Consider the following 24,706-nt stretch of genomic DNA (forward strand, 5'->3'; position numbering starts at 1 on the left):
AACAAATGTTCCCATTTTTCTTGACAAGAACAACTGTTCGAACATAATAATATACGAACACTCGTTCTTGCGCCAGCAAAATATGTCCGCGCGAGAAGGTATACCTACTATCGTCAGTCAGACGAGAGGAGATATCGATGAGCACCAGTATGTACACCGACGGAAACCTTGCCTTGGTCCTTGATACGCCCCGTGCCGGCTTTTCCGTTGTCGATGGCTATAAGCGCACCTATGATTCGAGTAACCTGGCTCGGGAGCACGCCGCTGCTTCCGCACTGGCCCCGAAGACCCTGGCGATCGTGTTCGCGCTTGCCGCCATCATGATCGCCTGCCTGTTCGGCACGCTCATCGCCGGACAGCGCGCCTACGATACGGGCCTTGCGTCCCAGCAGCGCGCCGAGCTCGTCGTTGGTTCCGGGGACACGCTGTGGAGTATCGCTTCCGAGCACGCTATCGAGGGGCTGAGCACCCAAGACACCGTATCGGTCCTGCGTGAATGGAACGACCTTTCCACAAGCTCGCTGACTCCGGGCACGACGTTGGTTGTTCCCGCATAATGATCGAAAGGGGGCCTTCATGGCCCCCTTGCTGTTTTCCGTGAGGTTTTCTGGCCGGCGATGCGCCTGCGACTGGGGATTCGATGTGTCCCGTTTGTCCGTGGTAGACTTGTTCGTATCGTCAGTTTGGAGACGGAGGAGGTCGCATGCGTTGCCCAAAGTGCGGCTTTGACGATACCCGTGTAGTCGATTCTCGTACCCAAGAGGCCACGAACGCCATCAAGCGCCGCCGCGAATGTCGGAAATGCGGATACCGGTTCACCACGTTCGAACGGTGCGAAGATCCCATCGAGGTGCTCAAGAGCGACGGATCGATTCAGTCTTTTGATCGCAACAAGCTGCTGGTCGGCCTCATGCGTGCGACCTCCAAACGAGATATCGATCTGTCGGCGCTCAACGGTATCATCGATGACATCGAGCGCGAGCTCCGCGGCCGTACGCTGACCGCTGTCAGCTCTCACGAGCTCGGTGACATGGTTCTCAAGCGCCTGCAGAAGATCGACAAGGTCGCCTACATCAGATTCGCGTCGGTGTACCGCGACTTCCAGGATGTTGACGAGTTCATTGAAGAGCTAGATAAAATCAGGTGATGACATGGCAGAGCTGAATGTTTCAATCAAGCGACTTGACCCCGAGGTCGAGCTTCCCACATACGCATATGAGGGAGATGCGGGCTTGGATCTTCGCGCGAACGAGAGCGTCGAGATTCCCCCTCATGAGCGCGTGCTCATCTCCACGGGTATCGCGATCGCGCTTCCTGACGGCTACGCCGGCTTCGTTCAGCCTCGGAGCGGTATGGCGCTCAAGCGCGGTCTCTCGATCGCGAACACCCCTGGCCTCATCGATGCCCATTATCGTGGCGAGATCAAGGTTATCGCGGTGAATCTCGATCCCCGTGAGACGATTCGCATCGAGCGCGGTGAACGCATCGCGCAGCTGGTTATCCAGCAGGTTCCCGTCGTTCATCTCGTTGAGGTCGACGAGCTCGATGAGACCGATCGCGGTGCAGGCGGGTTCGGGTCGAGCGGCTCTCACTAGATGGCCTCGACACGGTTTGGAAACGGACGCATGCGTGCGTCCGTTTTTTGTTACCCGGTGAAGGCCAAAGAACGCTAGCGGATGTGTGCGGGTTTGTCTCCGATGTAGAATTCGGCGAAATGGCGCTCGCGGCGCTTGGGCTTTCCGACGAGCTTCATCGTCTCGCGCACGATGTCTTCGGCCGCATGGGGATGGCAGAGCGCATCCGCGTTGATGAGGAGCGCCCTGAGCGCGCTCGGATTGTCGTTCAGGTGCTTCAGCGTCGTGATGAGCTCTCGTGCCGTAGTCACGTGCATGCAGGCGCCAAAGCCGGTGAGCATGGTCGTGTTCGCCTTCTCCTGGCCGTATGATTTTCCGAGGAGCAGCATCGGCAGGTGCGCACAGAGGCATTCGGTGACGGCAAGACCGCCCGACTTGAGTATGGCGAGGTCAGACGTGTGCATCAGGGTCGCCATATCCTCAACGTAATCCATGACGGTTACGTTCTCGAGCCTCATCGCGGAAAAGATCGTTTTGAGCCGATCGGAGTATTCGGTGTCGCGGCCGGGCAGAAAGACGAAATGCATGTCTTCGAAGCCGCGCAGGAAGGGGAGCGTCTGCTCCATGGATGCGCGGAAGCGAACGTAGGGTTGCGGCAGGCTCGCTCCCGCCATGACCAAGACGATCTTCTTGTCTTTGGGCAATCCAAACTTCTCGCGGTCCTCAACGGGGTCGGAATCTATATCGAAACCGCCGCGCACGGGGATGCCTGTGATGGCGATGCGGGATTCCTCGACTTTGCGGGGACGCAGGGTTTCAGCCATGAACTCGGTGGCCACGCAGAACAGATCGGTCTCCTTGTGGGGCCACCAGCCCTCGATCTCATAATCGGTGGGAATGCAGACGATCGGGTATTCCACGCCGGTGATCATGCGGGCGCCGACGGCGACGTTCGCCGCGGTGATATGCGTCGCGATGATCGCGAGCGGTCGCTTGTCGAGAACATATTCATTGAAGGCAGGGAACATGACGCGCGACCATCCGGTGCCGCCGCCCCACAGGAGGCGTCCGGTCAGGGTGTAGCGCCAGGTGATATCGTAGATGGGGCGCGTCGCTCCCGTGAATGCGGCGGCGGTCTTGTTACCGTCAAACTTGATACGGCCGAAGTCGAGGATGTCGATAACATCGACGAGGACGTCATCGGGGATGCCGTCCGTGCCGCGCATGCGCTCGATGGCCTGCGCGACCGCATGCGCGGCCGCCCGGTGTCCCGAGCCGACCGAGGCGTGCATGATGGTGATCACGGGCTTGGCGGGGGATGCCGCCATGGCGATCTGAGCGTCGGAGGGGGTCGGGGCTGCGTTTGGTGTATCGGATATATGTTGCGATGACATGCAGCCTCCTTTGCGAACTCCGTCCTATTGTACGCTGTGCAGGAGGATGCGACCACGTTTGCTGCCGGTATGGTTGATAGACAATACCTTGTATCATGTTTGTACATAAAAACTTGGGGTATGAGGAGACCGAGTGACCGTTGAAGGAGGATTTCATGGATTCTGCTCGTGAATTTGATGCCATCGTCATCGGCGGAGGCCCTGCGGGAAGCGCTGCGGGACTCTATGCCGCGCGCGCTAGCCTGCAGGTGCTCGTGATCGAGCAGGGTATGCCGGGCGGGCAGATCGCGACGACGGATATCGTCGACAACTATCCGGGCATCCCGAACATCACTGGCGCTGAGCTCGGGCAGAAGATGCTCGACCATGCGGAGTCGGCGGGTGTCGAAGTCGCCTATGCGATGGTGCTCGCCGTGGATCGCAGCGAGGACGGCATCTTCACCGTCAAGACCGATTCCGAGACGTATGCCGCACCGGTTCTGATTATGGCCACCGGGGCGGTCCCGCGTACCGCCGGGTTCACGGGTGAGGATACGTTCCGCGGTCGCGGAGTCTCATACTGCGCAACGTGCGACGGCATGTTCTACCGTAACAAGAAGGTGTTCGTTGTCGGTGGCGGCAATTCCGCGTGCGAGGAGGGCCTGTATCTCGCGCATATCGCGGACGAGGTCGTGATGGTCCTGCGCCGTGACGAGTTCCGCGCGCCTCAGGGACGGGTCGACAAGCTGTTGGCCTGCGACAACGTTTCCGTTAAGTATTCGACTTCGATAGATTCCGTCGAAGGCGGGCACCTGATCTCCCGAATCGCGTTCAGGGACAACGTGTCGGGTGAGACCTATGTCGAAGAGTATCCCGAGGGCTCGGTCGGCATCTTCGTGTTCGCGGGAAACGACCCGGTAGTCGATCTGGTGCGTCCTATGGTCGAGATCGCGCAAGACGGCGGTGTCGTCACCGATGAGACCATGGCGACCAAGACGCCCGGGTTGTACTGTGCCGGCGATATGCGCTCGAAGAAGCTTCGTCAGGTCGTGACCGCGGCGGCAGATGGAGCCATCGCCGGGTCGGCGGCCTATGCGTACGTTCGGGAGCTTCGGGGTTAGGTTCACCCGGCGCCGTGATGGTCTGGTTGGTTTCTGCGGCCTGATGACTGTGCGGACTCGACGCATGGTTGGCCAGGCTGCAGGGCTTTTCCGCGCCCGACTCCCCTTGTTCGGTATGAACTTCTGATAATATATGTTATGTCAAGTAGATAGGAACTGAAAGAGGCCCCGCGCACCCCCCTCGGGTGCGCGGGGCCTATCGCTCTACGGGCTTACGCCCACTCGTAGCCGATGATCAGACCGGATTCCTCTGCGTAATACGAGCACAGCCCGCCGCACGGAAGGATCTTGACCTCAGCCTGGGGCCAAGACTCCTGGATTGCGTTCTTCAGCTCGAGCGCGGCGCGCTCGTTGTCCACGTGATCGATGTAGACCAGGCCGCCGTGGAAGCCGTCTTGCGCCATGCACTCGACGGTCTTGCGGTACGTCTTCTTCTCGCCGCGTGTCGGGCCTACGATCTTGATCGTACCCTCGGCGCTCGCGGTCCCGAGCATGCGTATGTTGAGCTTGCTTGCGATCGATCCCGCGAGACGCGGCATGCGGCCGCTTTTGACGAGGTTGTCGTAGCTTGACAGCGAAAAGAGCACGGTCGAGTACGCATCCAGGCGCTCAAGATACTCGACGACCTCCTCGAATGTCGGCGTGTGATGGCTTAGGTAACGATCGAGCAGATCGACGATGAGCTCCATCTTGCCGCCGGTGGCACGCGAGTTGAGGATGTAGATGTTCTTGCCCGAGATGATGCCCGCGTGCTCGCGCGTGTACTCGTCGAGCACGATGTTGCGCGCCGTCGAGGCTGCCTCGTAGCTGCCGGAAAGGTTTGCCGAGATCGTGATGGCAATTACGTTGTCGGCACGGCGGAACTCTTCTGCCCACACGCCGACGCTTGGGCAGGAACTGGATGACGACTCGCTGGATTCGGCAACCTTGCGGTTGAGCTCGGATACATCGAGCTGCTCGTCATCGACGAACTCCTCGCCGCCGACATGGATGGTCAGCGGAACGGACGTGAACGTGGTATCAGGAGCCGATGGCTTCCAGCCCCTGAGGTTGCAACTCGAGTCAGCGACGATCGCCCAAGTCATGAGACATCCTTTCGATAGCTCCTGCCCCTCCAGTATAGGGCACTCCCCTCCTCATAGTTTTGAAAACTAGGTTGTTCGGTCGTAAAGACCATGTGAGTCGCTATACTTCTAGAAAACAGTAAGATTGGGGGCGCTCTATGGAGCAGCACGTCACGATCATTCCCATGTCAGACTCGTCTGAGCGCATCACGCAGCAGGATGTGTCGCCGACGGTTCTCCCCGATGCGTTTTTGACGTCTGACGTCGCGTGCGCTGCAAAGCATTTCCATATGCCCCGCTACGATGAGCTTCCCAACGTCGAGTTGTATCGCGACCAGGTCATCGAGTACATCGAGCAGGTGCTCGGTCCCCTCTCGGGCTGTTCCGACGGTCCCTGGCTCACGCCCTCCATGGTCAACAACTATGTGAAGCAGCGGCTCGTTCCCGCCCCGGTCAAAAAGCTGTACGGGCGCGAGCAGATCGCCCGCCTGCTTACGATCTGCATCTTCAAGCAGTTTCTGCCGATCGATGCCATCGCTCGCCTGTTCCGCATCCAGAAGGTCACTTATCCGATCGATGTCGCGTTCGACTACGTGTCCGCGGAGATCAACAACGCGGTGGATAGCGCGTTTTCACGTCACGACGGCATGCGCAGGGACACGGCGTCGCTCGTGACGCGCGAGTCGCTGCTGGTGCGCAGCGCTGCCGCGGCTTTCGCGTCGAAGGTGTTTCTGATGAGCTATCTGGCTTTTGCGGGGTATGAAGGCTAAAAAGAAGGCCCCGAGGACGCGATGGTCTTCGAGGCCAAAAACGGGCTTTATGCTCTGGGCTTTCTCGTGGCGCGCCGCTGGGGCAGCGGCTTGACGCCCGTGGAGCTCGTCTGCGTCGAGGCCGATTCGGCCTGCTTGGCGGCTTCTGCGCGCGTGATCTCGTCGTCGATGGAGTCGAGGTCTGCGTCCTCGACCACAGCGTTCAGCGACTCGAACACGCGGTTCTTGAGCAGCGCGGTGTGCACGCCGTCGGTCAGGTCGTGTAGCTTGTTGAACGCTCGCTCGAGCTTCTTGTTGCGCTCGTCGTCGGAGTCGTCCGAGCTGATCATGCTGATGAGCACCTGCTCGAACATCGAGGACTCGCGGTTGGCGGACACCACGTACTGGCGAAGGTTGCGCGGCTCGATATGGAACCTGTTGAGCTCGGAGCATAGGCGGATGATCTTGAAGTCGCGACCGTCGACGAGCTCGCGGTTCTGAGGGCTGCGGATGAGTCGGATCAGGTCGTTGTCGGCGAGCGCCCGGATGAAGGAGATCTCGACCCCGAGGAGGTCGGGGATGTCCTCGATCGGGTGGAGCTTCTGCTGGGTCTCACGAGGCTCCGACTTCATGGGAAGATCGGACAGCAGGCCGACCTCATAGGCAAGCGTCGAGAGGTCGGTGGCGCTGTCCAGCTTCTGCTTGATGACGTTCAGCGGCATGTAGCGGGTCTTCTGGAGATGCAGGATGACCTCCAGACGGTCGACATCTTCTTTGGAGTACTGGCGATAGCCCTTGGGAGTACGGTGCGGCGTGATGAGCCCCTCGTCCTCCAAGAAGCGGATCTTGGAATTCGAGAGGTCGGGATACGCGCCACGAAGATAGTTGACGACCTGGCCGATGCTGAGGTAACTGCGCTCAGCCACCGCTACTCACCGGTTTCGATGCGCTCCGTCTGGCTTTCATGGTAGATCAGCGTGAACGTGCCGATCTGAACCGAGGAGCCGTCATGAAGCGGCGCGGAGTTGACGATGGCGCCATCGACCCAAGTGCCGTTGAGCGAACCGAGGTCCTCGATCAGGACGCCGGCGGCATTGCGAATGATCTTGGCGTGGGCGCGCGATACGGTCATGTCGTTCAGGAAGATGCCGTTGGACGGGTCGCGACCGATGGTGGTCTCTGCACCCTCGAGCTCGAAGGTGTTACCCGTCTGAGGCCCCTTGATGATCGTGAGAACCGGCGTGTTGGCCTGCACGTTCTTCATGAGGTCGGGCACGGTCGCATCATCGACGGGCATACGAAAGACGCAGGTCGAATCTCCGGATTGGTCGAGACCAAACGGAGTGCGCATCATATCAGACATAGTTTCTCCCTACGTCATCGAGTAAACGGTCAATACTTTTCCTATTCTACCCCACCGGAGCCGTGCGCGACCTCAGCGCCATACGGTTCATCGGAGTCATCAATCTCGGGGTTCAGGAAATCGATGTCTTCTTCCTCAGGGTGCTGCAGCGCGTGCCTGATCGCGAACGCGCCCTTGATGGTGTACAGGACGGCGGTTATCAGCGAGAACACGCAGCCGGCGTAGACGAAGAAGATGCCGAGCGGCACGGGCTGTCCATTCAGGCCGGGGAGCGCGCTGACCGACGCATCGAACAGTTGAGGTCCCTCGACTACGGGCAGGCCGAGCAACATGAGGGAAAAGCCGCTCATGAGCAGCGCGGTTGCGATCTTGCCGGTGTAGACCACGTCGATGGGGCGACGATGGTAGCGGTGGACGATGAGGTTTCCGCCCGCGAGGTACACGTCGCGCCCGATGATGAGGATGCAGACCCAGATGGGAAGCTCTCCCCTGCCAACAAGGCCCAAGACGCCCGTAAACAGCAAGGCGCGGTCGACCACGGGGTCCATCATCTTGCCGAGCCAGCTGACCGTCTTGGTCATGCGGGCGATCTGCCCGTCAAGCCAGTCGGTCGAGGCGGCGATGGCATAGATGATGAGGGCGATGTAGCGGTTCTCGTTCGTGATGAACAGGTACAGGAAAACGAAGGTGAGGACCAGGCGCGTGAAGGTGATGAAGTTGGAGATCGTGAAGATCTTATTCGAAGGGTAGTCGGATGTTCCGATGAGCTCCTTCTTGATCTTTTTCTTGAGGCTCACGTCTCTCCCCCGTCATGGTACTCCTGCACTCAACTAGAGGAATGATACCCGAACCGCCTTTGTCTAACAGAAGAACATGCAAAAGGCTCATAGACCCACGGGCTTGCGGTCTTTTCCCTGCATGATGAGACGCGGTCTCGCGAGAGTTCCGAAGGGGCTTCGGTATAGGCTGCAAACGGTCATATCCTCTAGATCAAAACTTTTTTGAAAAAGGTACTTGCATTGAACCGAAGAAGTGAGTAAAGTACTCCTTGCTGTCAGCGAGACAGCGCATTGCTTCGGGACGTGGCGCAGCTTGGTAGCGCACTTGACTGGGGGTCAAGGGGTCGCTGGTTCGAATCCAGTCGTCCCGACCAGAAGCTTCAAGGTCAGGGTTTTCACTCTGGCCTTTTCTTTTGCGAAATCATTTTACAGAGTAATACGCCAGTTTACGGCATGTCGGGAAGGCGGGTATCCGGGCGCCTTGACGGCGCGCAGGCCCCGCCTCCCCGATAGGAACGTTACCCTTCGGCGAAGATGCCTGCGTCGACGGCGGCGATCATCACCTTGGCCATCTCGGCGCGGGTCATCTCGCGGGCCGCCTGGAGTTCGCGACCCCCCTCAGTTTCCACCCCGTCGATGACGCCGTTGTCGACCGCCCAGGCCACGGCTGTGCGCGCCCATGCGGAGATTCCGTCGGCATCGGGGAACTCGTTGAGGCTCTCGGTCGACTGGGCGTCGAGGTCGGCGCCCACGGCCTTGGCGAGCACCGAGCAGAACTGCTCGCGCGTGAGCGCGTCGCCCACGCCGAACGTGTCGGATGCGCTGTATCCCTCCATGACATCGTTGGCCACCGCCCAGTTGACCGCGTCGGCGTACCAGGCGCCCTGGTCGACGTCGACATGCGCAGTTGCGGCCGCGTCCGTGTCGTCTTCGCCCAGAAGGTTCCACATGACCTGTGCCGCCTGCTCGCGGACGAGCGTGTCGTTCGGGCCGAACGTGCCATCCCCATAGCCGCCCATGAGTCCGAGGTCCGCAGCACGCTCGATACAGGCGCTGTACCACTCGTCAGCGGGCACGTCTGTGAAGATGTGGTCGAATGGGTCGGCGTAGGCCTTGATCGAGAAGTTGTCGTAGGCGAGCGCGTCGCTCATCGGAAGGTAGTCGCTTGCAAGCTTATCGACCAGGTCGGACCATGCACCGTCGGTGTACAGGTAGCTTTCGCCTTCGTTGACGACTGAGCGGAAGAAGATGGGCACCTGCGCCTGGATGACCGATTCGACGTTATCGGCGATGGCCTGCTCCTGAGAAGCCAGGTACTCGGAGACCTCAGCATCCGTCGCCTCCGGATGCGTCTCGAGGTATTCGGAGCGCATGGTCTCGATAACTTGGTCTTTGATGGCGTGCGTCTGATCCTCGACGATGCGCAGCTCGTTAAGCTCGAGGTCGCGAAGCTGTCTGCCCGGCGAGCCCTGGAACAGGATGCCATACGTGTCGTCGGCAAGCCGCATCGTAACGACAACCGAGAAGCGGCCACCTTTGCCGAAGCCCATCTTCCCACGGTCTTGAGCGGGGATCTTCTCCAGATGGTAGCCGCCGTACTCGTAGCTCGCCTCGAAGCGGGTGAGCAGCTCGCCGTCCGTCGGATCGGTGGCGCCGTCGGCCAAGCGGTAGACCTCGTAGGTCACCGTCGTGCCAGGTTGCGCCGTCTCGCAGGACAGGCTTGTGAGCCTTTGGCCGTCCTCCGCCGTGAAAACGTTTGCCGTGCGGGCGATATCCTCGTACATATCATTGAGGGATATATTCGTTGGCATGTAGTCGTATTGGTTGACGATGTAGGTGCCGTTCTTGTCGGTCTCCCGGCCATCCACATCGTAGTCGAACGCCTCGATAACTGAGATGCTCTGGTCGTAGTAGGACAGATAGAAATAGCCGTCGTCGCCGAAGTTGGATTTGTTGGGGAACTCGTTGCTTTCGGCACCCCAGCTGTTCTTCACGATCCAGGCGCCGTCTGCCGGCGGCTGGTGCTCGGCATTGAAGTTCTCCTTGGAATAGCTGTCGTCCCAGCCCACGATGGTCACGGCGTGGTTTGTCATGGCCGGGTGGTAGGTGTAGTGCGCCCACGTTTCGGTGTTGATGTAGGCGTCCTCGGAGACCTCGCCGGGCTTGGACGCGTCGGCGAAGAACGAGATCGAGACGGCGCGTCCTTCAAAGATCTGCTCTTTGATGGCGGTCGTCGCGTTCTCGTCGTACACATAGGCGTCGTTCTCGTCGAACGTTGCGGGCGAGGGCAGGATGAACGACTCCTCGAGAGCGGCGGACGATCCTGCGCGCAGGGCTTCGTCAAGCGTCCAGGTGCCTGCCGGCGACCAGAACATGTGATCATAGATGATGCCCTCGTCGTTCCTGTAGGGAGCCATCCATTCTTCGACGGGCCCGATGCCACTGGAGAATAGCGAGGTCGCATAGGCGACGTAGCCACCGTAGTTGTAAACCGCGTTCTCAAGCGGGTACCCCAGGGTCTGCTCGGCAAACTCCGGGTTGGGAACGTCGTCGGTCTCGGTCAGCGCGTTGTATCCGCCCTCCCCACCCTGGCCATCGTAGCTCTCATCTGTCGCGTCATCGTCCGGTAGGTGAATGGCCATGAAGTAGGCAAGGTGGCGCTCGGAGAAGTCGAGGCCGGTGTCCGCATAGGTGGTTCCCAGCTCGGAGAGCAGACTCGTCTCGGAGGCGGCGATGGCGGCGAATCCCCAGCAGGTGCCCCAGGGGTTCTGGAGCTTGACCGGCGTCACCACGCCGCGGTCGCGCAGGTCGAACGTGTCGGGCAGGACCTCGGATGCCGTCTGAAGGCGGATGGTCGAGTTTTCGGAGGTGAAGTTGTACGCCTCGTGGGCTTTCGCGTAGCCGAGGTCGTCTGTGTCGAGCGCGCGTGCCGGCGCCGCCATGGCGCCCAGCGCTGTCGCCGCGATGCCGAGCGCGAGCGCGCCGCGTACAATCAGGCTCTTTGTTTGGTCGCGCCATGCGCCGTTCAAATGCAGCATTTGCGATTCCTTTCCTGGCTCCCCTGCCGGCCATCCCGCATCCGGCATGTATGCCGATTAGTATCCCATGGAGCGTGGCGGGCGCTATAAGACGGCCGAATGGATGCAGGAAATAGAGAATGAACGGGATAGGGAATTCGGCAAACGGTACCGCGCAGTTGTGACGGCGCTGGTGCGGGGATCGGAAGGACATATCGCAGCGGGTTGGTGGACTCTCTTTGAATCTAGCACTGCTTAGGAGTGAGTCGTAGCGCAACAACGATGAGGATATTGCGCGGCTTGCTCATGCAAGGGCGTGGTCATGAGGGGCAATTTGGGGTCATATCGACATCAGATGGGCTTGCTGGTGGGTATTTTGTGCGGAACGAGCCGAGAATCGATACGGGGATGACGCTAAGGCGCTGGCGGAAAAGAAATAATGGACTTTTGGGTACAAATTTGAGCGTCCGCAAAGTGGACCTGTATTGGAACAATGTATAACATTGTGTCACATATGTGATAAGTTATTGAAAAGAAAGTATACTGGGCTGGCTCAGTATGATGTACCCATAAGTCCGATTTCTGTTGATGTAATAGAGTAAAATACAAACAAATAAATACTATATGCAAATATTAGGGTATAGTGCCGAGGATTCCGGCACTATACCCGATTTCATGCTAAGAAACCCTTCAAATCAGGCGTCCAAACCGCACGCGTTGAGCAGAATCTTCCGGGCGAGGTCGTCTTTGCTCATGCAAGGCAGCTCCTCGATCGTTCCCCTTGTGATCCACCAGGCTTTGTTCGTGTCGGTACCGAAGCCTGAGTCCGCACGGCTGACGTCGTTGGCGACGATGGCGTCGCAGTCCTTGCGGGCGAGCTTGTCTTGGGCATAGGCGATGACGTTGTCCGTCTCCGCGGCAAAGCCGATAACGATGCGCTCCCCCTTGTTCGCTGCAAGCGTGGCGAGGATGTCTTCCGTCTCGGTCAGCTCGACGACATCGAGCCGTTCGTATGCCTTCTTGAGCTTGTGGTCGGCGGGATGGACCGGGGTGTAGTCGGCGACGGCTGCAGCGCAGATCGCGATATCGGCATCCTCGAAGGCGCACCGGGCCGCCTCGAGCATCTGCGCGGCGCTCTCTACGCGCACGGTGGGAACCGACGCCGGAACGGCGGCAGTTGCGGGGCCGAGCACCAGGGTCACCTCGGCACCCAGATTCACCGCGGCGCGCGCCAGGGCCACACCCATCTTGCCGCTCGAGCGGTTACCGATATAGCGCACTGGATCGATCGCCTCATGGGTGCCGCCTGCCGTGATGAGCACACGCTTGCCCGCCAGGGGGCCGTGTGCCCCGAGGACGGCTTCCACCATATCGGCTATGTGCGAAGGCTCGGGCAGGCGGCCTCCCCCGACATCGCCGCAGGCGAGATACCCGGAGTCCGGAGCTATGACGTGCACACCGCGCCGACGGAGCACCTCCACGTTCTCCTGCGTGGCGCTCGCCTCCCACATCCCAACGTTCATGGCAGGCGCCACGACGATGGGCGCGCGGGTGGCAAGCAGCGTCGTGGACATAAGGTCGTCGGCGATGCCGTGGGCCATCTTGGCGATGATGTTGGCCGTCGCGGGTGCCACGAGCACGAGGTCGGCCTCCTGGGCGAGCGAGATGTGATGGATGGGGTCCTCGGGGTCGTCGAACAAGCCGACGGCGACCTTCTCGTGCGTGAGGGCGCGAAACGTCGTGGGTCCCACGAACTTCGTGGCGTGCTCGGTCATGAGGACCTTCACGCGCATGCCGCGCTTCTGCAGCTGTCGGGTGATCTCGCAGGATTTATACGCCGCGATGCATCCCGTCACGCAGAGCAGGACGCAGGGCTGGGCTGCCGCTTCGGCCATCACTCGTCACCGTCTTCGCTCAGGATGAGGATGCGGTGGCAGTAGGGGCACTCGGCGACATCGCCTGCATGCTTGAGCGCGTCCAGGGACGATGCCTGCAGCGTCATGCGGCAGACGGTAGGAACGTTTCCCTCGAGACGCTCGACACCCAGGCCGCGGAAGCGCTTCGCGGCAGCCTCGTAGAAGGAACGGGTCTCGGCGTCGAGCGTGTGCAGCAGCGAGGCGCGCTGACGCTCGGAGGCCTCGATGACGTCCTTGAGGGATCCCGCCTTCTCGCGTGCACGCTTGGTGTCGGCGATCACGGATGCCTCGAACTTCGCTGTGTACTCGGCGAGGTAGTCCTCCTTCTTCTTGAGATCGGCGAGCTTGGCCTCGTAGTCCTTGCGGTCGAAGGCGATGCGCTCGAGCTTTTTAGCGAGGTCCGAGAGCTCAAGTTCGAGCTGCTGGACGGAACGGTAATCGGAGGAATCGACGTTGCGCTGCGCGATGCGGATGTCGTCGTTGGCGTCCATCTCCTGGTCGTCGAGTTCCTTGAGGTAGGTCTCAAGATCCTTGCGCTGCGCATAGAGCTTCGTCGCGTCCGCCTTGAGCTTCTGGTAGGCGCGGCGCTTCTTGGCGAGCTCGGCGATCTCAGGCATCTCGGCGAGCGCCTTGCGGTCGCGCTCGAGGGAAAGGTCGAGTTCCTGAAGCTTGAGAAGGGTTGATCCGACGCTCATGAGCGCTCCTGTTCTTTTGTCGATACGGTCCACCATTGATGCGGAAGACCTATTCTATGCAGTACCGCGTCGTCTACACCAGCAGAGATCGCGGCGTTCATCAAGATAGCGGCAAACGGGTCCTCGGAGCGGTCGTGACCGAGCAGGATCACGCCGCAGCCGCGAATGGCGAGGTCCTGGCAGACATGGTAGCCGCCCTCGCCGCACACGATAGCCTGGGCACCCCATCTCATGGCGTCCTCTCCGAACGAGCCGAGAGATCCGCCGAGGAAGGCGACGCGCTTAACCGCGACGTCGGGGTCGCCCCATACGCGCGGCGCTCCGCCGAATGCGCCCGCGCAGGCGGCGGCGAGCTCGCCCAAGGTGCGCGGAGCGCACGTGCAGACCGACCCCAGCCCGCGTGCGGTCGGGTCGCCGGGATGCTCAAGAGAGGAGGCGGCCTGCATCCCCACGAGGGAGGGCAGCAGCTCGCGCACCTCATACGAACGGTCGAGGTTCGTGTGGAATGACAGGATGCTCACGCCGAGCCGCGCCGCCGTGTAGATCGCCGCAGAGCTCGAGGGGCGCATCGCGTCGGCGGGCGTGAAGGCATCCGGCGCCTTGATGTAGACGGGATGGTGCGTAAGCAGCACGTTGGCTCCCCTGTCGGCGGCCGCGCGCACGTTTCGCTCGGTCGCGTCGAGGGCAACCGCGACTCCCGTGACGGCAGCCTCGGGGTCGCCGACCGAAAGCCCCACATGGTCCCAGGATTCGGCATCCTGTGCGGGAAAGCGGTCGAACAGCGCCCGCTCCAGGTCTCGTACCAGCATATCGATCACCCTATCAGCTCGTCGAAGGCGTCTGCGAATCGGGTCAGGTCATCGGGGTCCACGCGGTCGTCGAACGAGACCCGCAAGGACCCGAGCGCGCGCTCGCGCGCGATCCCCATGGCGCTCAGCACATGGCTGGCGTCGAGGCTCCCGCTCGAGCAAGCGGAGCCGCCCGAGACCTCGAACCCCGCGGCGTCGAGATGCAAGACGAGCTCCTCGGAATCCATTCCGTCCACCGTGACGGAGACGATGCCCGGAAGGCGGTCTACCGCCCGCCAGTCCCCCATCGTCGCCTTGACGCGCCCGTGGGCGCAGAGGCGCTCGTAGAGCGAATCGGACAGTGCGGACAGGCGCACACGGTCCTCCTCGATATGGGGGTAGACGCTGCGGGCCGCTGCAACGAGGGCGAGCACGGACCGCACGTCCTGCGTTCCGGCGCGTCGGCCCGATTCCTGCCCGCCGCCGAAGACGCGGGGTCTCAGCGGTGTGCGGGTCTTGAGGTACAGGGCGCCTGTGCAGACCGGGCCCCCGATCTTGTGGCCCGCGATGCTGAGCGCATCGACCCCGAGGTCGGCCACATCGAAGGGGATGTGGAGATATCCCTGGATGGCATCGGTGTGGAACGGGGAGCCATGGGCATGGGCGACGCGTGCAAGCTCGCTGATCGGCTGCACGACACCGGTCTCGTTGTTGGCGAGCATGATGGAGACGAGCGCGACGTCGGGTCCGAGCAGCCCCTCGAGGGCCTCGGGCTCGATGCGCCCCGCAGCGGTCGGCTTGACGAGATCGACGGAAAACCCCGCTGCGCGCAGCAGCGGAAGGTTATCGAGAATCGCGTCGTGCTCGATGGCGCTCACGACGACACGGGTGCGGGCTCGGTCGCGCTCGCGTGCCCCCTCGGCGATACCGAGCAGGGCGAGCTGATCGGATTCGGTTCCCCCGGCGGTGAAGATGACCTCGCTTGCGCGCACGCGGGCTCCGAGCGTGCGGGCGAGGTCGCGGCGCGCGCCCTCAAGGGCCAGGGCGGCCTCGCGGCCCAGGCGATGAAGCGAGTTGGGGTTCGCGCCCGCGATCGGAGACGCGTCGTAGGCCGCTTGGGCGGCAACCGCCTCGGGGCGCATGGGCGTCGAGGCGGCGTAATCGAGGTTGACGGGTTGGGCTGCGATCGTCGTCAATGCGTCAGCCTTCCCTCGCCTGCATGCCGATGGTGCCGAGCTCGCGCAGCTCGCGCACGATCATCGAGGGATCTTCCGCTTTGAATACGGCGGATCCCGCAACCAGGACCGTGGCGCCGGCCTCTCCGAGCGCGCGGGCGTTGGAGAGGGTCACGCCGCCATCGACCTCGATGAGCGGGTCGACACCGTGGCGCTCGCACATACGGCGCAGCTCGCGGACCTTGTCGTAGGTGCCTTCAATGAAGCTCTGCCCCCCGAATCCCGGATTCACGCTCATGATGAGCACGATGTCGACGAGGTCGATGATGCTCTCGAGCTCCTGCACGGGCGTGGGCGGGTTGATGACCACGCCGGCGAGGGCGCCGCGCTCGTGGAGGCGGTTGATGATCGCGGGAAGGTCGTCGGCAGCCTCGAGGTGCACGGACACGATGTCGGCGCCGGCGTCGACGTACCAGTCGATCACCTCATCGGGATTCGTGACCATGAGGTGGACGTCGAGCAACGCATCGGTGCTGCGCTTGACGGCCATGAGGATGTGGGGGCCGAACGAGTGGTTGGGGACGAAATGCCCGTCCATGACGTCGAAATGAATGTAGTCGGCATCGCTCAAGCGGTCGAGTTCGGCATGGAGCTGCGTGAAATCGGCTGCGAGCACGGAGGGGGAAACTTTGACGCGGTCGAGCATGGGCATGCCTTTCTAGTCGTCCATTCCGTAGAACTCTTCGGTCGGGAATCGGTCGATGAGCTCGTTGAAGACGGTCTCCTTGGAAACGCCTTGCCAGAGCACCTTTTCGAGCGCGAACGTGATGGGCGCGTCGACGCCGATATTGCGGGCGAGCTGCGCGACGCTTTTTGCGGCCGCAGCGCCCTCCACGACCATGTGCGTGCGCTTCTGGTACTCCTCGAGCGTGCCGCCGTGCGCCAGGGACTCGCCGAAGGTGCGGTTGCGCGAGTGGTGCGAGGTGCAGGTGACCACGAGGTCGCCCATCCCGGCGAGGCCCATGCAGGTGATCGGGGATCCGCCACGCGCATGGACGAGCCGGCTGATCTCGGCGATGCCGCGCGTCATGACGAGCGCGAGCGTGTTGTCGCCATAGCCCATGCCGGCCAGATAGCCGCAGACGATGGCGATGACGTTCTTGACGGCGGAGCACATCTCGACGCCGATGAGGTCGCTGCCGACATAGATGCGGAAGTGGTCGGACAGCAGCACGGACTTGAAGAACTCGGCGACAGCCGGGTCCTCGGCGGCGATCACGGCGGCGGAAAGGCAGCCGCGGCAGACCTCCTCGGCGTGATTCGGTCCGGCGAGCACGCCGATGCGTTCGGGCGCCCCGATGCAGTCGGCGACGAGCTCGCTCATGAGGTAGCCGGTGCCGTCCTCGATGCCCTTGGTCAGCGTGAGGACGGGGGTTTCGGGCTTGATGAAGGGGGCGGCGCCCTCGAGCACCGAGCGGAGGAAGGCCGAGGGGACCGCGAGGATGATCCCGTCGGCGCCTCCTATCGCCTCCTCATAGGACGCGGTCGCCCAGACATTGTCGGGAAGCACGTAGTCGGTCAGGTAGATGTTGTTGCGATGATGCCCGTTGATGCCCTCGACGGCCTCGCCGCCGAACGACCAGACGCAGACCTCATCGACGTGGGCGGCGGCTTGACCGGCGATGGCGGTGCCCCAGGAACCGGAACCGATGACGGTGATCTTCATGAGGAGCTAATCCTTCTTGTCGGCGCGCTTCGAAAACGAGAGCTTGTTCTCGTTGCCCGCGCGCAGCTTCTTGATGTTGGAACGGTGGGCCCACACGACGGTCCAGCCCAAAAGCGCCCAGACGGCGAGCGAGAGCGGGCTCATGGACGGGAAGGCAATAAACACCGTGACGGGCACGACGGCAGCCGTCGCGATGGAGCCCACGGACACGTACTTGGTGATCGCGACGAGCACGATGAAGATGGCGAGGTGCACGAGGGCGAGCGGCCAGAAGAAGCCGAACAGGATACCCACGCCGGTCGCGATACCCTTGCCGCCGTGGAACTTGAGGTAGGGAGAGAAGATGTGGCCGTACAGGCAGGCGAGCGCCACGAGCGCGACCATCCAGTCGGCACCTCCCCCCGCTTCAAGCGACGCCGTGCCGGCGAGCGCCGAGCCGATCACGCTGCGGGACGCGTTGATGCACACGACGCCCTTGAGCACGTCGAACAGAAGCGTCGCCGCGGCGACCTTGGGCCCTGCGACGCGCAGGGCGTTCGTCGTGCCGATGTTGCCCGACCCGGACTTGCGGATATCCACATGCCCCATGAAGCGGCCCAAGATGAGGCCGAAGGGGATGCCGCAGATGAAATATGAGACGACCATGCACGCGACGAGGGAGAACAAGGCGGCCTCGTCGCCAGCGGGCAGGTAGAGGGAACCGAACGATACGCCGCCCATCACTTCTCCCCCTTCTCGCGCTGCTCCTTGCTGCGGAAGCGCAGGCGGATGGGCGTGCCCTTGAAGCCGAAGGCGTCGCGCATGCGGTTCTCGATATAGCGGCGATAGGAGTCGCTCACCAGGTCGGGGTGATTCACGAAGAACGTGAAGGTCGGGGGCTCGATGCCGGTCTGGGTCACATAGTGCATGCGGAGGCGGCGCTTGCCGTCCACGACGGTGTGGCCGAACTCGCGCATGTCGGTCAGCAGCTTGTTGAGCGCGGAGGTGGTGATGCGCGTGGAGCGGGAGGCGGCCGCGGCGTCGGCGAGCGCCCAGATCTTCTCGACCGAGCGGCCGGTCAGCGCGGAGATGCGCAGGACGCTTGCCCACGGGGCGAGCGTCAGCCTGCGGTCGACGGATTCCATGACGTGCTCGCGCGCGTTGTCGTCGGTGAGAAGGTCCCACTTGTTGAGCAGGATCACGAGCGCGCAGCCGCGCTCGATGGCGAGGTTCGCGACCTTCTGGTCCTGCTCGGTCATGCCGGTGGACGAATCGATCACGAGCAGGGCGACGTCGGCGCGGTCGATCGCGCGCAGGCCGCGGACCATGGAGTAGTACTCGATGTTCTCGTAGACCGTGCTCTTCTTTCGGATGCCGGCGGTGTCGACCATGCGGTAGAACGTGCCGGAGCGCTCGACGACCGTGTCGATGGCGTCGCGCGTGGTGCCGGCGACGTCGGAGACGATGGAGCGGTCGGAGCCGATCATCTTGTTGAACAGCGAGGACTTTCCGGCGTTCGGACGGCCGATGATGGCGATGGAGAGCATGTTGTCGGGCTTCTCCTCGTCTTCGAGCTCGGATTCATCGGGGAACAGGGCGACGACCTCGTCGAGCAAATCGCCGGTTCCGTGTCCGTGCAGCGCGGAGATGGGCAGCGGGTCGCCCACGCCGAGCGAGTAGAACTCCCACAGGCGCTCTTCCTCGCGGTCGGGGTTATCGAGCTTGTTGACCAGCAGGAAGACGGGCTTCTTGGAGCGCTTGAGCATGCGCGCGACCGATTCGTCCTCCTCGGTGACGCCCGTGGTGCCGTCCACGACGAACAGCACGGCGCAGGCCTCCTCGGCGGCGGCGAGCGCCTGGTCGCGAATGGGTACGGAGAAGACGTCGTCGCTCTTGAGGGGCTCGATGCCGCCGGTGTCGACGAGGGTGAAATCGCGGCCGTTCCACTCGGCGTCGTAGTAGGAGCGATCGCGGGTGACGCCGCGGCTCTCGTGCACGATGGCGTCAGAGGTCTGGGCTATGCGGTTGACAAGGGTCGACTTGCCGACGTTGGGGCGGCCGACAACGGCAACTACAGGCTTCATAGGCGCTGCTCCTTGACACTTAGGGCTCGGAAGATTCGAGCGCGGTTTCGAGGGACCTCACGAGTTCGAACGGCATGGTCGAGGCGACAAGCACCTCTGCCCCGCGACGATCGAGCTCGCGTATCAACGTATCTTGATGATACCCGTCAAGCGTCATGCCGTCCGCGTTGAACATGACGCTTGGCAGAATCAGTATATCGCCGTCAAGCGAATCGGAGAGCTGTTCAAGCAGGTCACAGCCGCAGATCAGCCCGGTTACATCGACGTTGCCGCCGAAATACCTGTTCTTTATGGGTATGACGCGGCCGCCGAGGGCGGGATCCTCGACGAAGCCGCGGACGGTGTCGGCGGCAGACGTACCCGAAACGACGCGGAGCGTACGCGAGCGCTCGGCGAGCGCGCGGCGGATGCGGCCGAGCACATCGACGAGATCGCCCAGGGCCGCATCCGTGTCGTCGAGATAGCTTCGGATCATACCGATGCCGTCGTAGTACTGCGGGTAGCCGTCGTACCAGTCCGCCGCGGGCACCTCGACGCCGGCGTCCAGGTAGAACTCGTCTGACATCTGGAAGGTGTGCCGGCCGAAGCGTCCGAAGGCCCGCTCCTGGTAGGGGCGCACGTGCTCGATGACGGCGCGCGCGGCGTCCGGGTCGTCGGAGTACGACGTGGTGAAGCGGTTCTGATGCTTGGTGAAGCCGAGCGGCACGATGCCCAGGCTCGTGATCTGCGGGTGCTCCTCGCAAAACGCGAGGGTGCGGTCGAGCTCGTCGCCGTCGTTGATGCCGGGGCACAGCACGATCTGCGCATGGATCTCGATGCCCGCGTCCATGAGGCGCCCGAGCACCTCCATGCCGCGCGCGGCGTTCTTGCCCATGATGCGCCGGCGCACGTCGGGGGTCACCGCGTGGAGCGACACGTTCATGGGCGACAGGCAGCGGCCGATGACGTTTTCGACGTCGTCGTCGGTCATGTTCGTGAGCGTCACGAAATTGCCCTGCAGAAACGAGAGCCGGTAGTCGTCGTCACGGATCGACAGGCTCTTTCGGCTGTCGGCGGGCAGCATCGTCATGAAGCAGAACACGCAGGCGTTGACGCAGGTCCTCATGCCGTCGAACACCGCGCCGTCGAACTCGAGGCCCCAGTCCTCGCCTTCGAAGCGCTCGAGCGTGGTTGCGCACACGGTGTCGTCGCTCGGGTCGAGGACCGTGAGGTCGACCGCGTCGTCATCGGTCTCCCACATCCACACGATCATGTCGGTCAGGTCCTGGCCGTTGACCGTAAGCACGCGCATGCCGGGTTCGATGCCCGCGTCGTCTGCGGGCGACTCGGGCGCCACGGCGGTCACGAGGGCACCGCGGCCGTCCGCGTGCTCGGTGGGGGCGTAGTTGGCGACCGTGCCGGCGTAGTCCGCGACCGTCGGCGCCCCGGTGACCGGTTCTTGAGCGGTGCGCATCTCAGCGGGCATCGACGGCCCCCGTGGTCTCCATGATGGCCTTGACGGCGCGCTCGATATGGGAGGACGGGGTAGAGGCCCCGGCCGTGATGCCGATGAGCCCGGCGCCCGTTAACCACGCCGGGTCGATCTCGCAGGCATCCTCGACGTGATGCGTGCGCTCGCACCGCTCGGCGCAGATCTGGGCCAGGCGGCGCGTGTTGCCGGAGTTCTTGCCGCCGACGACGATCATGACGTCGGCGCGCGAGGCGAGCTCCGAGGCGGCCTGCTGCCGCTCCTGCGTGGCGCTGCAGATGGTGTTGATGACGCGGACCTCGGACGCTCTCGTCAGCAGAGCGCTGACGACGCCTGCGAGGGTGGCTTGGGTCTGGGTGGTCTGCACGACGACGCCCACGCGGCTGGAGATCTCGAGGCCGGCGAGGTCGTCGGCGCACGAGACGACGCGGGCGGCCCCGTCTGCATGGCCCATGATGCCCTCGACCTCGGGGTGGCCGCTCTCCCCCACGACGATGAGCTGGTAGCCCTCGCGCACGAGCTTCTCGGCAGCCGCGTGGACGCGCTTGACATAGGGGCAGGTGGCGTCCAGGACGGTCAGGTTGCGGGCGCGCGCCTGCTCGATGACCGCAGGGACGACGCCGTGCGCGCGGATGATGATGGAGCCGGACGCGGCGTCGTCGAGCGTCTCGGCGAGGCCAACGCCCTGGGCCTCGAGCTCTTTGACGACCAGCGGGTTGTGGATGAGCGGTCCCAGCGTGTGGACGGGGGCGGGAGCCGACGTCGCGGCGTCGGCGGCCATGGACAGGGCGCGCTCGACGCCGTAGCAGACGCCGGCGTGCGCGGCGATCTCGATGCGTGCCATGGCCTAGCGCCTCCCCGGATGCTCGCGGCGCAGGGTGTCCCGGATGGCGTACATGCGCTCGATGGCCGCGTCCTCGACCCACTGGGTGCGTTCGCGGCGCTTGAGCTCTTTCGGCGCGTCGTCAAGGGACAGGGCGTCCCCGGTGCGCATCCAGCACGTCACGGGGCGCATGAGGTGCTTGCCGTTGGGCGTGATGTCGCGGAAGCCGCATACCGCCATGGGGACGACTGGGGCCTTGGCCATCTGGGCGATGATGGCGAAGCCGCCGTGGACCTCGACCGGCTGGTCGTCGGTGCGGATGCGCGTGCCCTCCGGGAAGATGAGGATGTCCTCGCCGCGCTGGAGCGCATGGCTCGCGCGGCGCAGCGACTTCATGTCTGCGGTGCCGCGGTCGACGGGGATGCCGCCGACGCGGGCGAAGAACCAGCGCACGATGCCGTTATGGTTGAACTCGGACTTGAAGATGGGGCGCAGGCGGCGCTTGCGGGCCCAGTACCAGGTGACGATGACCACGACCTCGGCCATGGAGGTGTGGTTGCTGATCACCACCGACCCCGTATCGCGGCCGGACAGAACCTTCTCGGCGTTCTCCATGCGGGTGCGCCACATGACGCACGAGAACGCGTACAGGATTGCGAGGATCACGTTGTATCCCCCGCGCATGATGAGCGGGTAGTCGCGCATGGCGTTGTCGTAGTAGTCCTCGGTCTTATAGTCGAGAAGCTTCATCACTACCTCCTGGCGTCGGCGAGCGCGACGATCTTGTCGACGATCTGGTCGATGGTGTGGGCGGTCGAGTCGATGTGCACGGCGTCGGCTGCCGCCTTGAGCGGGGCTGTGGCCCGGTGGGAGTCGATCTCGTCGCGACGCAGCAGGTCGGCAAGGGTCTGCTCGACCTCTCGGTCGATATCGACCCCGCCGGTCCCCTCGGGATGGCGCTGGAGCACGCGGCGGCGGGCGCGTTCGCGCGGGTCGGCGGTCAGAAAGATCTTGAGGTCCGCATGGGGGAACACGACCGTCCCGATATCGCGGCCCTCGGCGACGACGTCGCGGCCCTCGGCGAAGGAGCGCTGGCAGCCGAGCAGGGCGCTGCGGACGCCCGGATACGCCGCGACCTTCGAGACGATGCGGTCCGTCTGGGGCGTGCGGATCTCACGGGTCACGTCGCGGCCGTCGGCGAGCACGCGCAGCGGGCACGAGTCGCCGGCAAACGCGATGTCGAGTTTCCCCGCCAGATGCTCGACCGCCGTCTCGTCATCGAGGTCGATGCCGCGGTCGGCGCAGGTGAACGCAACCGTGCGGTACATGGCGCCGGTGTCGAGCTTGGTGAAGCCGAAGCGCTCGGCGAGGATGTCGGCGATGGTCGATTTTCCCGAGCCTGCGGGCCCGTCGATCGCGATGATCATGCATGAACCTTTCTCGTGTTCTTTGCGCGTCCGCCAGACGCTTCGTTCGTGCCGGCGCCTGCCTTTCGGCGCTTGGAGCTGGCGTCGGTCAGCTTCTGGACCTCCTGGTCGGTCAAAAGGCGCCAGGATCCCGGTTGGATGTCCGTGAGCTCGAGCGGGCCGAAGCGCGAGCGGTGCAGGCGCAGCACGGGATGATGGATCTTGCCGAGCATGCGCTTCACCTGGTTCTTGCGGCCCTCTCGGATGATGACTTCGACGGCGGTCGTGCCGCGCGGGATGCCATCGGGCGCGACGACGAGCGCCTCGCGCCCGTCCAGGATGCGGCAGCGCGCCGGCTGGCACGGCCCGTCGTCGAGCATGATGCCGCGGCGCAGGGGGTTCAGCTGCACATCGCTCATCCGCCCGTCGACGAGGGCGAGGTAGGTCTTCTCTACGTGCATGGAGGGATGCAGCAGGCGCTGGCCCATATCCCCGTCGGTCGTGAACAGCAAAAGGCCGGTGGTGTCCTTGTCCAGCCGTCCGACCGGGTACAGTCCCGGGTAGCGCTCAGTCGGCACGAGCTCCTCCACGCATGGGCGGCCCTGCGGGTCGCTCATGGTCGTGAGGTAGCCGGCCGGCTTGTAGAGCATCAGGTAGGTCGGGCGCTCGTTGAGCGACACGCGCACGCCGTCGACCGCGACGACGTCGCGCGCGGGATCGACCTTGCTGCCGAGCTGCGTGACGACCTCCCCGTTCACCGTCACGCGGCCGGCGGTCATGAGGTCCTCCGATCCGCGGCGGCTCGCCACGCCCGAGCGCGCAAGGAAGCGCTGCAGGCGAATGGGGACGATCATCTCGCCGGTCTTGGGATCGATGGGTGGAAGCTCGCGGGTCTCAGTCATCGTAGTCGTCCGATGCGTTTCCGATGATGTACAGGTCGTCGTCCTCCGACTCCGCGTCCGGCTCCATGAGGTCGCGCTCCTCGTCGAGCTCCTCGGTCGCCTCCTCGAGCGTAGAGGAGATGGAGCGGCCCGACAGCCGCTCGCGGATGAACTGACGCGTCTGCTCGTCGGGGGCGAACTGCTCCAGGTCCGGAAGGTCGCGGATGCTGCGCAGGCCGAACTTCTCGAGAAACGCGGTGGTGGTTCCGTAGATGATCGCCTGGCCGCGCTGCGGGTCGCGCCCCATCTCGCGCACGAGCCCCTTGTCGACCAGCGATGAGATGACGCCGTCGGAGTTGACGCCGCGGATGCCCTTGACCATCTCGCGGGTGACCGGCTGGTGGTAGGCGATGACCGCGAGCGTCTCGAGGGCCGCCTGGGAGAGCTTCTGGGTGTCCCACGACATCACGAAGCTCTCGACCTGGTCATGGAAGGCGGGGTGCGTGAACAGGCGCCAGCCTCCTGCGACCTCGCGCAGCTGGAAGCCGCGGTTGGCCTCCTCGTATTCCACCTTGAGCTCGGCGAGAAGCGATGCGGCCTCGCCGGGCGTGATGCCGAGCGCGGAGCCCAGGGCGCTCGCGCTCACCGGATCGCTCGATACGAGCAGCAGCGCCTCGAGCGCGCCCTTCAGCGACGACGGCTCAAGCGTCTCAAGATCGTTCATG

At 63.4% G+C, this 24,706-nt stretch carries 25 protein-coding genes and 1 tRNA gene; 6 read left to right on the plus strand and 20 right to left on the minus strand.

Annotated features, from left to right (window positions below; genetic code table 11):
• The first annotated feature begins 137 nt into the window (after positions 1–137).
• The 3 genes from B5F74_RS00195 to dut all read left to right on the plus strand — a co-directional run bounded on the left by B5F74_RS00195 (position 138) and on the right by dut (position 1,595).
• Positions 138–557 carry a LysM peptidoglycan-binding domain-containing protein gene (locus B5F74_RS00195; RefSeq protein ID WP_087199058.1) on the plus strand — a complete coding sequence of 140 codons (420 nt, stop codon included), beginning with the start codon at positions 138–140 and terminating at the stop codon, positions 555–557.
• Between the two features lie 146 nt (positions 558–703).
• Positions 704–1,147, plus strand: a complete 444-nt coding sequence (gene nrdR, locus B5F74_RS00200) for a transcriptional regulator NrdR (RefSeq protein ID WP_087199061.1) — start codon at positions 704–706, stop codon at positions 1,145–1,147.
• A gap of 4 nt (positions 1,148–1,151) precedes the next feature.
• Positions 1,152–1,595, plus strand: coding sequence for a dUTP diphosphatase (gene dut / locus B5F74_RS00205; RefSeq protein ID WP_087199063.1), 444 nt, complete (start codon positions 1,152–1,154; stop codon positions 1,593–1,595).
• A 74-nt stretch (positions 1,596–1,669) separates the two neighbouring features.
• Here the strand turns inward: dut and B5F74_RS00210 are convergent, their stop codons facing one another.
• Positions 1,670–2,968: a glycosyltransferase gene (locus B5F74_RS00210; protein ID WP_087199064.1), complete on the minus strand. Its 1,299-nt coding sequence runs from the start codon at positions 2,966–2,968 to the stop codon at positions 1,670–1,672.
• A 155-nt stretch (positions 2,969–3,123) separates the two neighbouring features.
• On the opposite strand from B5F74_RS00210, the gene B5F74_RS00215 reads away from it, so the two are divergent.
• Positions 3,124–4,068 carry an FAD-dependent oxidoreductase gene (locus tag B5F74_RS00215; RefSeq protein ID WP_087199066.1) on the plus strand — a complete coding sequence of 315 codons (945 nt, stop codon included), beginning with the start codon at positions 3,124–3,126 and terminating at the stop codon, positions 4,066–4,068.
• A gap of 212 nt (positions 4,069–4,280) precedes the next feature.
• On the opposite strand, the gene B5F74_RS00220 is transcribed toward B5F74_RS00215, so the two are convergent.
• Positions 4,281–5,153 carry a DegV family protein gene (locus B5F74_RS00220; protein ID WP_087199068.1) on the minus strand — a complete coding sequence of 291 codons (873 nt, stop codon included), beginning with the start codon at positions 5,151–5,153 and terminating at the stop codon, positions 4,281–4,283.
• Positions 5,154–5,290: 137 nt separating this feature from the next.
• On the opposite strand from B5F74_RS00220, the gene B5F74_RS00225 reads away from it, so the two are divergent.
• A complete protein-coding gene (locus B5F74_RS00225; RefSeq protein WP_239283294.1) occupies positions 5,291–5,902 on the plus strand; it encodes a DUF1836 domain-containing protein in 612 nt (203 codons plus the stop codon).
• Between the two features lie 47 nt (positions 5,903–5,949).
• On the opposite strand, the gene B5F74_RS00230 is transcribed toward B5F74_RS00225, so the two are convergent.
• The 3 genes from B5F74_RS00230 to B5F74_RS00240 are packed head-to-tail and all read right to left on the minus strand — an operon-like array spanning position 5,950 to position 8,041.
• Positions 5,950–6,783 carry a MerR family transcriptional regulator gene (locus tag B5F74_RS00230; protein WP_239283313.1) on the minus strand — a complete coding sequence of 278 codons (834 nt, stop codon included), beginning with the start codon at positions 6,781–6,783 and terminating at the stop codon, positions 5,950–5,952.
• Between the two features lie 26 nt (positions 6,784–6,809).
• A complete protein-coding gene (locus B5F74_RS00235; protein ID WP_229254248.1) occupies positions 6,810–7,244 on the minus strand; it encodes an FHA domain-containing protein in 435 nt (144 codons plus the stop codon).
• A gap of 41 nt (positions 7,245–7,285) precedes the next feature.
• The gene (locus B5F74_RS00240) at positions 7,286–8,041 is read right to left on the minus strand and encodes a CDP-alcohol phosphatidyltransferase family protein (protein WP_087199071.1); all 756 of its coding nucleotides are present in this window, start codon (positions 8,039–8,041) and stop codon (positions 7,286–7,288) included.
• Between the two features lie 279 nt (positions 8,042–8,320).
• Here B5F74_RS00240 and B5F74_RS00245 point away from each other — a divergent pair.
• Positions 8,321–8,397: transfer RNA gene (locus tag B5F74_RS00245), tRNA-Pro, on the plus strand.
• A gap of 144 nt (positions 8,398–8,541) precedes the next feature.
• Here the strand turns inward: B5F74_RS00245 and B5F74_RS00250 are convergent.
• From B5F74_RS00250 to scpB, 15 genes are all read right to left on the minus strand, one after another.
• Positions 8,542–11,061, minus strand: a complete 2,520-nt coding sequence (locus tag B5F74_RS00250) for an S-layer homology domain-containing protein (protein ID WP_087199072.1) — start codon at positions 11,059–11,061, stop codon at positions 8,542–8,544.
• 674 nt (positions 11,062–11,735) lie between these two features.
• Positions 11,736–12,935 carry a bifunctional phosphopantothenoylcysteine decarboxylase/phosphopantothenate--cysteine ligase CoaBC gene (gene coaBC / locus B5F74_RS00255; protein WP_087199074.1) on the minus strand — a complete coding sequence of 400 codons (1,200 nt, stop codon included), beginning with the start codon at positions 12,933–12,935 and terminating at the stop codon, positions 11,736–11,738.
• Positions 12,935–13,651, minus strand: coding sequence for a C4-type zinc ribbon domain-containing protein (locus B5F74_RS00260; protein ID WP_087199076.1), 717 nt, complete (start codon positions 13,649–13,651; stop codon positions 12,935–12,937). Before B5F74_RS00260 ends, coaBC begins: the two co-directional genes overlap by 1 nt.
• On the minus strand, positions 13,648–14,460 hold the full coding sequence (locus tag B5F74_RS00265; protein ID WP_087199458.1) for a Nif3-like dinuclear metal center hexameric protein: 813 nt from the start codon (positions 14,458–14,460) through the stop codon (positions 13,648–13,650). Before B5F74_RS00265 ends, B5F74_RS00260 begins: the two co-directional genes overlap by 4 nt.
• Before the next feature lie 5 nt (positions 14,461–14,465).
• Positions 14,466–15,581, minus strand: a complete 1,116-nt coding sequence (locus B5F74_RS00270; RefSeq protein WP_087199460.1) for a cysteine desulfurase family protein — start codon at positions 15,579–15,581, stop codon at positions 14,466–14,468.
• Positions 15,582–15,639: 58 nt separating this feature from the next.
• The gene (rpe, locus tag B5F74_RS00275) at positions 15,640–16,320 is read right to left on the minus strand and encodes a ribulose-phosphate 3-epimerase (protein WP_066832064.1); all 681 of its coding nucleotides are present in this window, start codon (positions 16,318–16,320) and stop codon (positions 15,640–15,642) included.
• Positions 16,321–16,332: 12 nt separating this feature from the next.
• The gene (locus tag B5F74_RS00280) at positions 16,333–17,340 is read right to left on the minus strand and encodes an NAD(P)H-dependent glycerol-3-phosphate dehydrogenase (RefSeq protein WP_087199077.1); all 1,008 of its coding nucleotides are present in this window, start codon (positions 17,338–17,340) and stop codon (positions 16,333–16,335) included.
• Between the two features lie 6 nt (positions 17,341–17,346).
• Entirely contained in the window at positions 17,347–18,060 is a 714-nt protein-coding gene (gene plsY / locus B5F74_RS00285) for a glycerol-3-phosphate 1-O-acyltransferase PlsY (protein ID WP_204212363.1), read from the minus strand.
• Positions 18,060–19,403, minus strand: coding sequence for a ribosome biogenesis GTPase Der (gene der / locus B5F74_RS00290; protein WP_066832069.1), 1,344 nt, complete (start codon positions 19,401–19,403; stop codon positions 18,060–18,062). The genes plsY and der overlap by 1 nt, the downstream gene beginning before the upstream one ends.
• A 19-nt stretch (positions 19,404–19,422) precedes the next feature.
• Complete coding sequence (locus B5F74_RS00295; protein WP_239283295.1) at positions 19,423–20,868, minus strand: DUF512 domain-containing protein; 1,446 nt, start codon at positions 20,866–20,868, stop codon at positions 19,423–19,425.
• Positions 20,858–21,715 (minus strand): 4-hydroxy-3-methylbut-2-enyl diphosphate reductase, encoded by an 858-nt coding sequence (locus B5F74_RS00300; RefSeq protein ID WP_087199079.1) that lies wholly within the window; start codon positions 21,713–21,715, stop codon positions 20,858–20,860. Before B5F74_RS00300 ends, B5F74_RS00295 begins: the two co-directional genes overlap by 11 nt.
• Positions 21,716–21,718: 3 nt before the next feature.
• Positions 21,719–22,444, minus strand: a complete 726-nt coding sequence (locus tag B5F74_RS00305; protein ID WP_087199080.1) for a lysophospholipid acyltransferase family protein — start codon at positions 22,442–22,444, stop codon at positions 21,719–21,721.
• A 2-nt stretch (positions 22,445–22,446) separates the two neighbouring features.
• The gene (gene cmk, locus B5F74_RS00310) at positions 22,447–23,121 is read right to left on the minus strand and encodes a (d)CMP kinase (RefSeq protein WP_087199082.1); all 675 of its coding nucleotides are present in this window, start codon (positions 23,119–23,121) and stop codon (positions 22,447–22,449) included.
• Entirely contained in the window at positions 23,118–24,002 is an 885-nt protein-coding gene (locus tag B5F74_RS00315; protein WP_204212365.1) for a pseudouridine synthase, read from the minus strand. The genes cmk and B5F74_RS00315 overlap by 4 nt, the downstream gene beginning before the upstream one ends.
• Positions 23,995–24,705, minus strand: coding sequence for an SMC-Scp complex subunit ScpB (gene scpB, locus B5F74_RS00320; RefSeq protein WP_066832076.1), 711 nt, complete (start codon positions 24,703–24,705; stop codon positions 23,995–23,997). The genes B5F74_RS00315 and scpB overlap by 8 nt, the downstream gene beginning before the upstream one ends.
• Between the last annotated feature and the right edge of the window lies 1 nt (position 24,706).

It is taken from the genome of Collinsella sp. An271 (assembly GCF_002159695.1).
GTDB classification, from domain to species: domain Bacteria; phylum Actinomycetota; class Coriobacteriia; order Coriobacteriales; family Coriobacteriaceae; genus Collinsella; species Collinsella ihumii.

Excerpts from the sequence above, each read along its gene's own strand:
- B5F74_RS00195 (WP_087199058.1), top strand. The coding sequence starts at position 138 with ATGAGCACCAGTATGTACACCGACGGAAACCTTGCCTTGGTCCTTGAT.
- nrdR (WP_087199061.1), top strand. The coding sequence starts at position 704 with ATGCGTTGCCCAAAGTGCGGCTTTGACGATACCCGTGTAGTCGATTCT.
- dut (WP_087199063.1), top strand. The coding sequence starts at position 1,152 with ATGGCAGAGCTGAATGTTTCAATCAAGCGACTTGACCCCGAGGTCGAG.
- B5F74_RS00210 (WP_087199064.1), bottom strand. The coding sequence starts at position 2,968 with ATGTCATCGCAACATATATCCGATACACCAAACGCAGCCCCGACCCCC.
- B5F74_RS00215 (WP_087199066.1), top strand. The coding sequence starts at position 3,124 with ATGGATTCTGCTCGTGAATTTGATGCCATCGTCATCGGCGGAGGCCCT.
- B5F74_RS00220 (WP_087199068.1), bottom strand. The coding sequence starts at position 5,153 with ATGACTTGGGCGATCGTCGCTGACTCGAGTTGCAACCTCAGGGGCTGG.
- B5F74_RS00225 (WP_239283294.1), top strand. The coding sequence starts at position 5,291 with ATGGAGCAGCACGTCACGATCATTCCCATGTCAGACTCGTCTGAGCGC.
- B5F74_RS00235 (WP_229254248.1), bottom strand. The coding sequence starts at position 7,244 with ATGTCTGATATGATGCGCACTCCGTTTGGTCTCGACCAATCCGGAGAT.
- B5F74_RS00250 (WP_087199072.1), bottom strand. The coding sequence starts at position 11,061 with ATGCTGCATTTGAACGGCGCATGGCGCGACCAAACAAAGAGCCTGATT.
- coaBC (WP_087199074.1), bottom strand. The coding sequence starts at position 12,935 with ATGGCCGAAGCGGCAGCCCAGCCCTGCGTCCTGCTCTGCGTGACGGGA.
- B5F74_RS00260 (WP_087199076.1), bottom strand. The coding sequence starts at position 13,651 with ATGAGCGTCGGATCAACCCTTCTCAAGCTTCAGGAACTCGACCTTTCC.
- B5F74_RS00265 (WP_087199458.1), bottom strand. The coding sequence starts at position 14,460 with ATGCTGGTACGAGACCTGGAGCGGGCGCTGTTCGACCGCTTTCCCGCA.
- B5F74_RS00270 (WP_087199460.1), bottom strand. The coding sequence starts at position 15,581 with ATGCGCCCCGAGGCGGTTGCCGCCCAAGCGGCCTACGACGCGTCTCCG.
- rpe (WP_066832064.1), bottom strand. The coding sequence starts at position 16,320 with ATGCTCGACCGCGTCAAAGTTTCCCCCTCCGTGCTCGCAGCCGATTTC.
- B5F74_RS00280 (WP_087199077.1), bottom strand. The coding sequence starts at position 17,340 with ATGAAGATCACCGTCATCGGTTCCGGTTCCTGGGGCACCGCCATCGCC.
- plsY (WP_204212363.1), bottom strand. The coding sequence starts at position 18,060 with ATGGGCGGCGTATCGTTCGGTTCCCTCTACCTGCCCGCTGGCGACGAG.
- der (WP_066832069.1), bottom strand. The coding sequence starts at position 19,403 with ATGAAGCCTGTAGTTGCCGTTGTCGGCCGCCCCAACGTCGGCAAGTCG.
- B5F74_RS00295 (WP_239283295.1), bottom strand. The coding sequence starts at position 20,868 with ATGCCCGCTGAGATGCGCACCGCTCAAGAACCGGTCACCGGGGCGCCG.
- B5F74_RS00300 (WP_087199079.1), bottom strand. The coding sequence starts at position 21,715 with ATGGCACGCATCGAGATCGCCGCGCACGCCGGCGTCTGCTACGGCGTC.
- B5F74_RS00305 (WP_087199080.1), bottom strand. The coding sequence starts at position 22,444 with ATGAAGCTTCTCGACTATAAGACCGAGGACTACTACGACAACGCCATG.
- cmk (WP_087199082.1), bottom strand. The coding sequence starts at position 23,121 with ATGATCATCGCGATCGACGGGCCCGCAGGCTCGGGAAAATCGACCATC.
- B5F74_RS00315 (WP_204212365.1), bottom strand. The coding sequence starts at position 24,002 with ATGACTGAGACCCGCGAGCTTCCACCCATCGATCCCAAGACCGGCGAG.
- scpB (WP_066832076.1), bottom strand. The coding sequence starts at position 24,705 with ATGAACGATCTTGAGACGCTTGAGCCGTCGTCGCTGAAGGGCGCGCTC.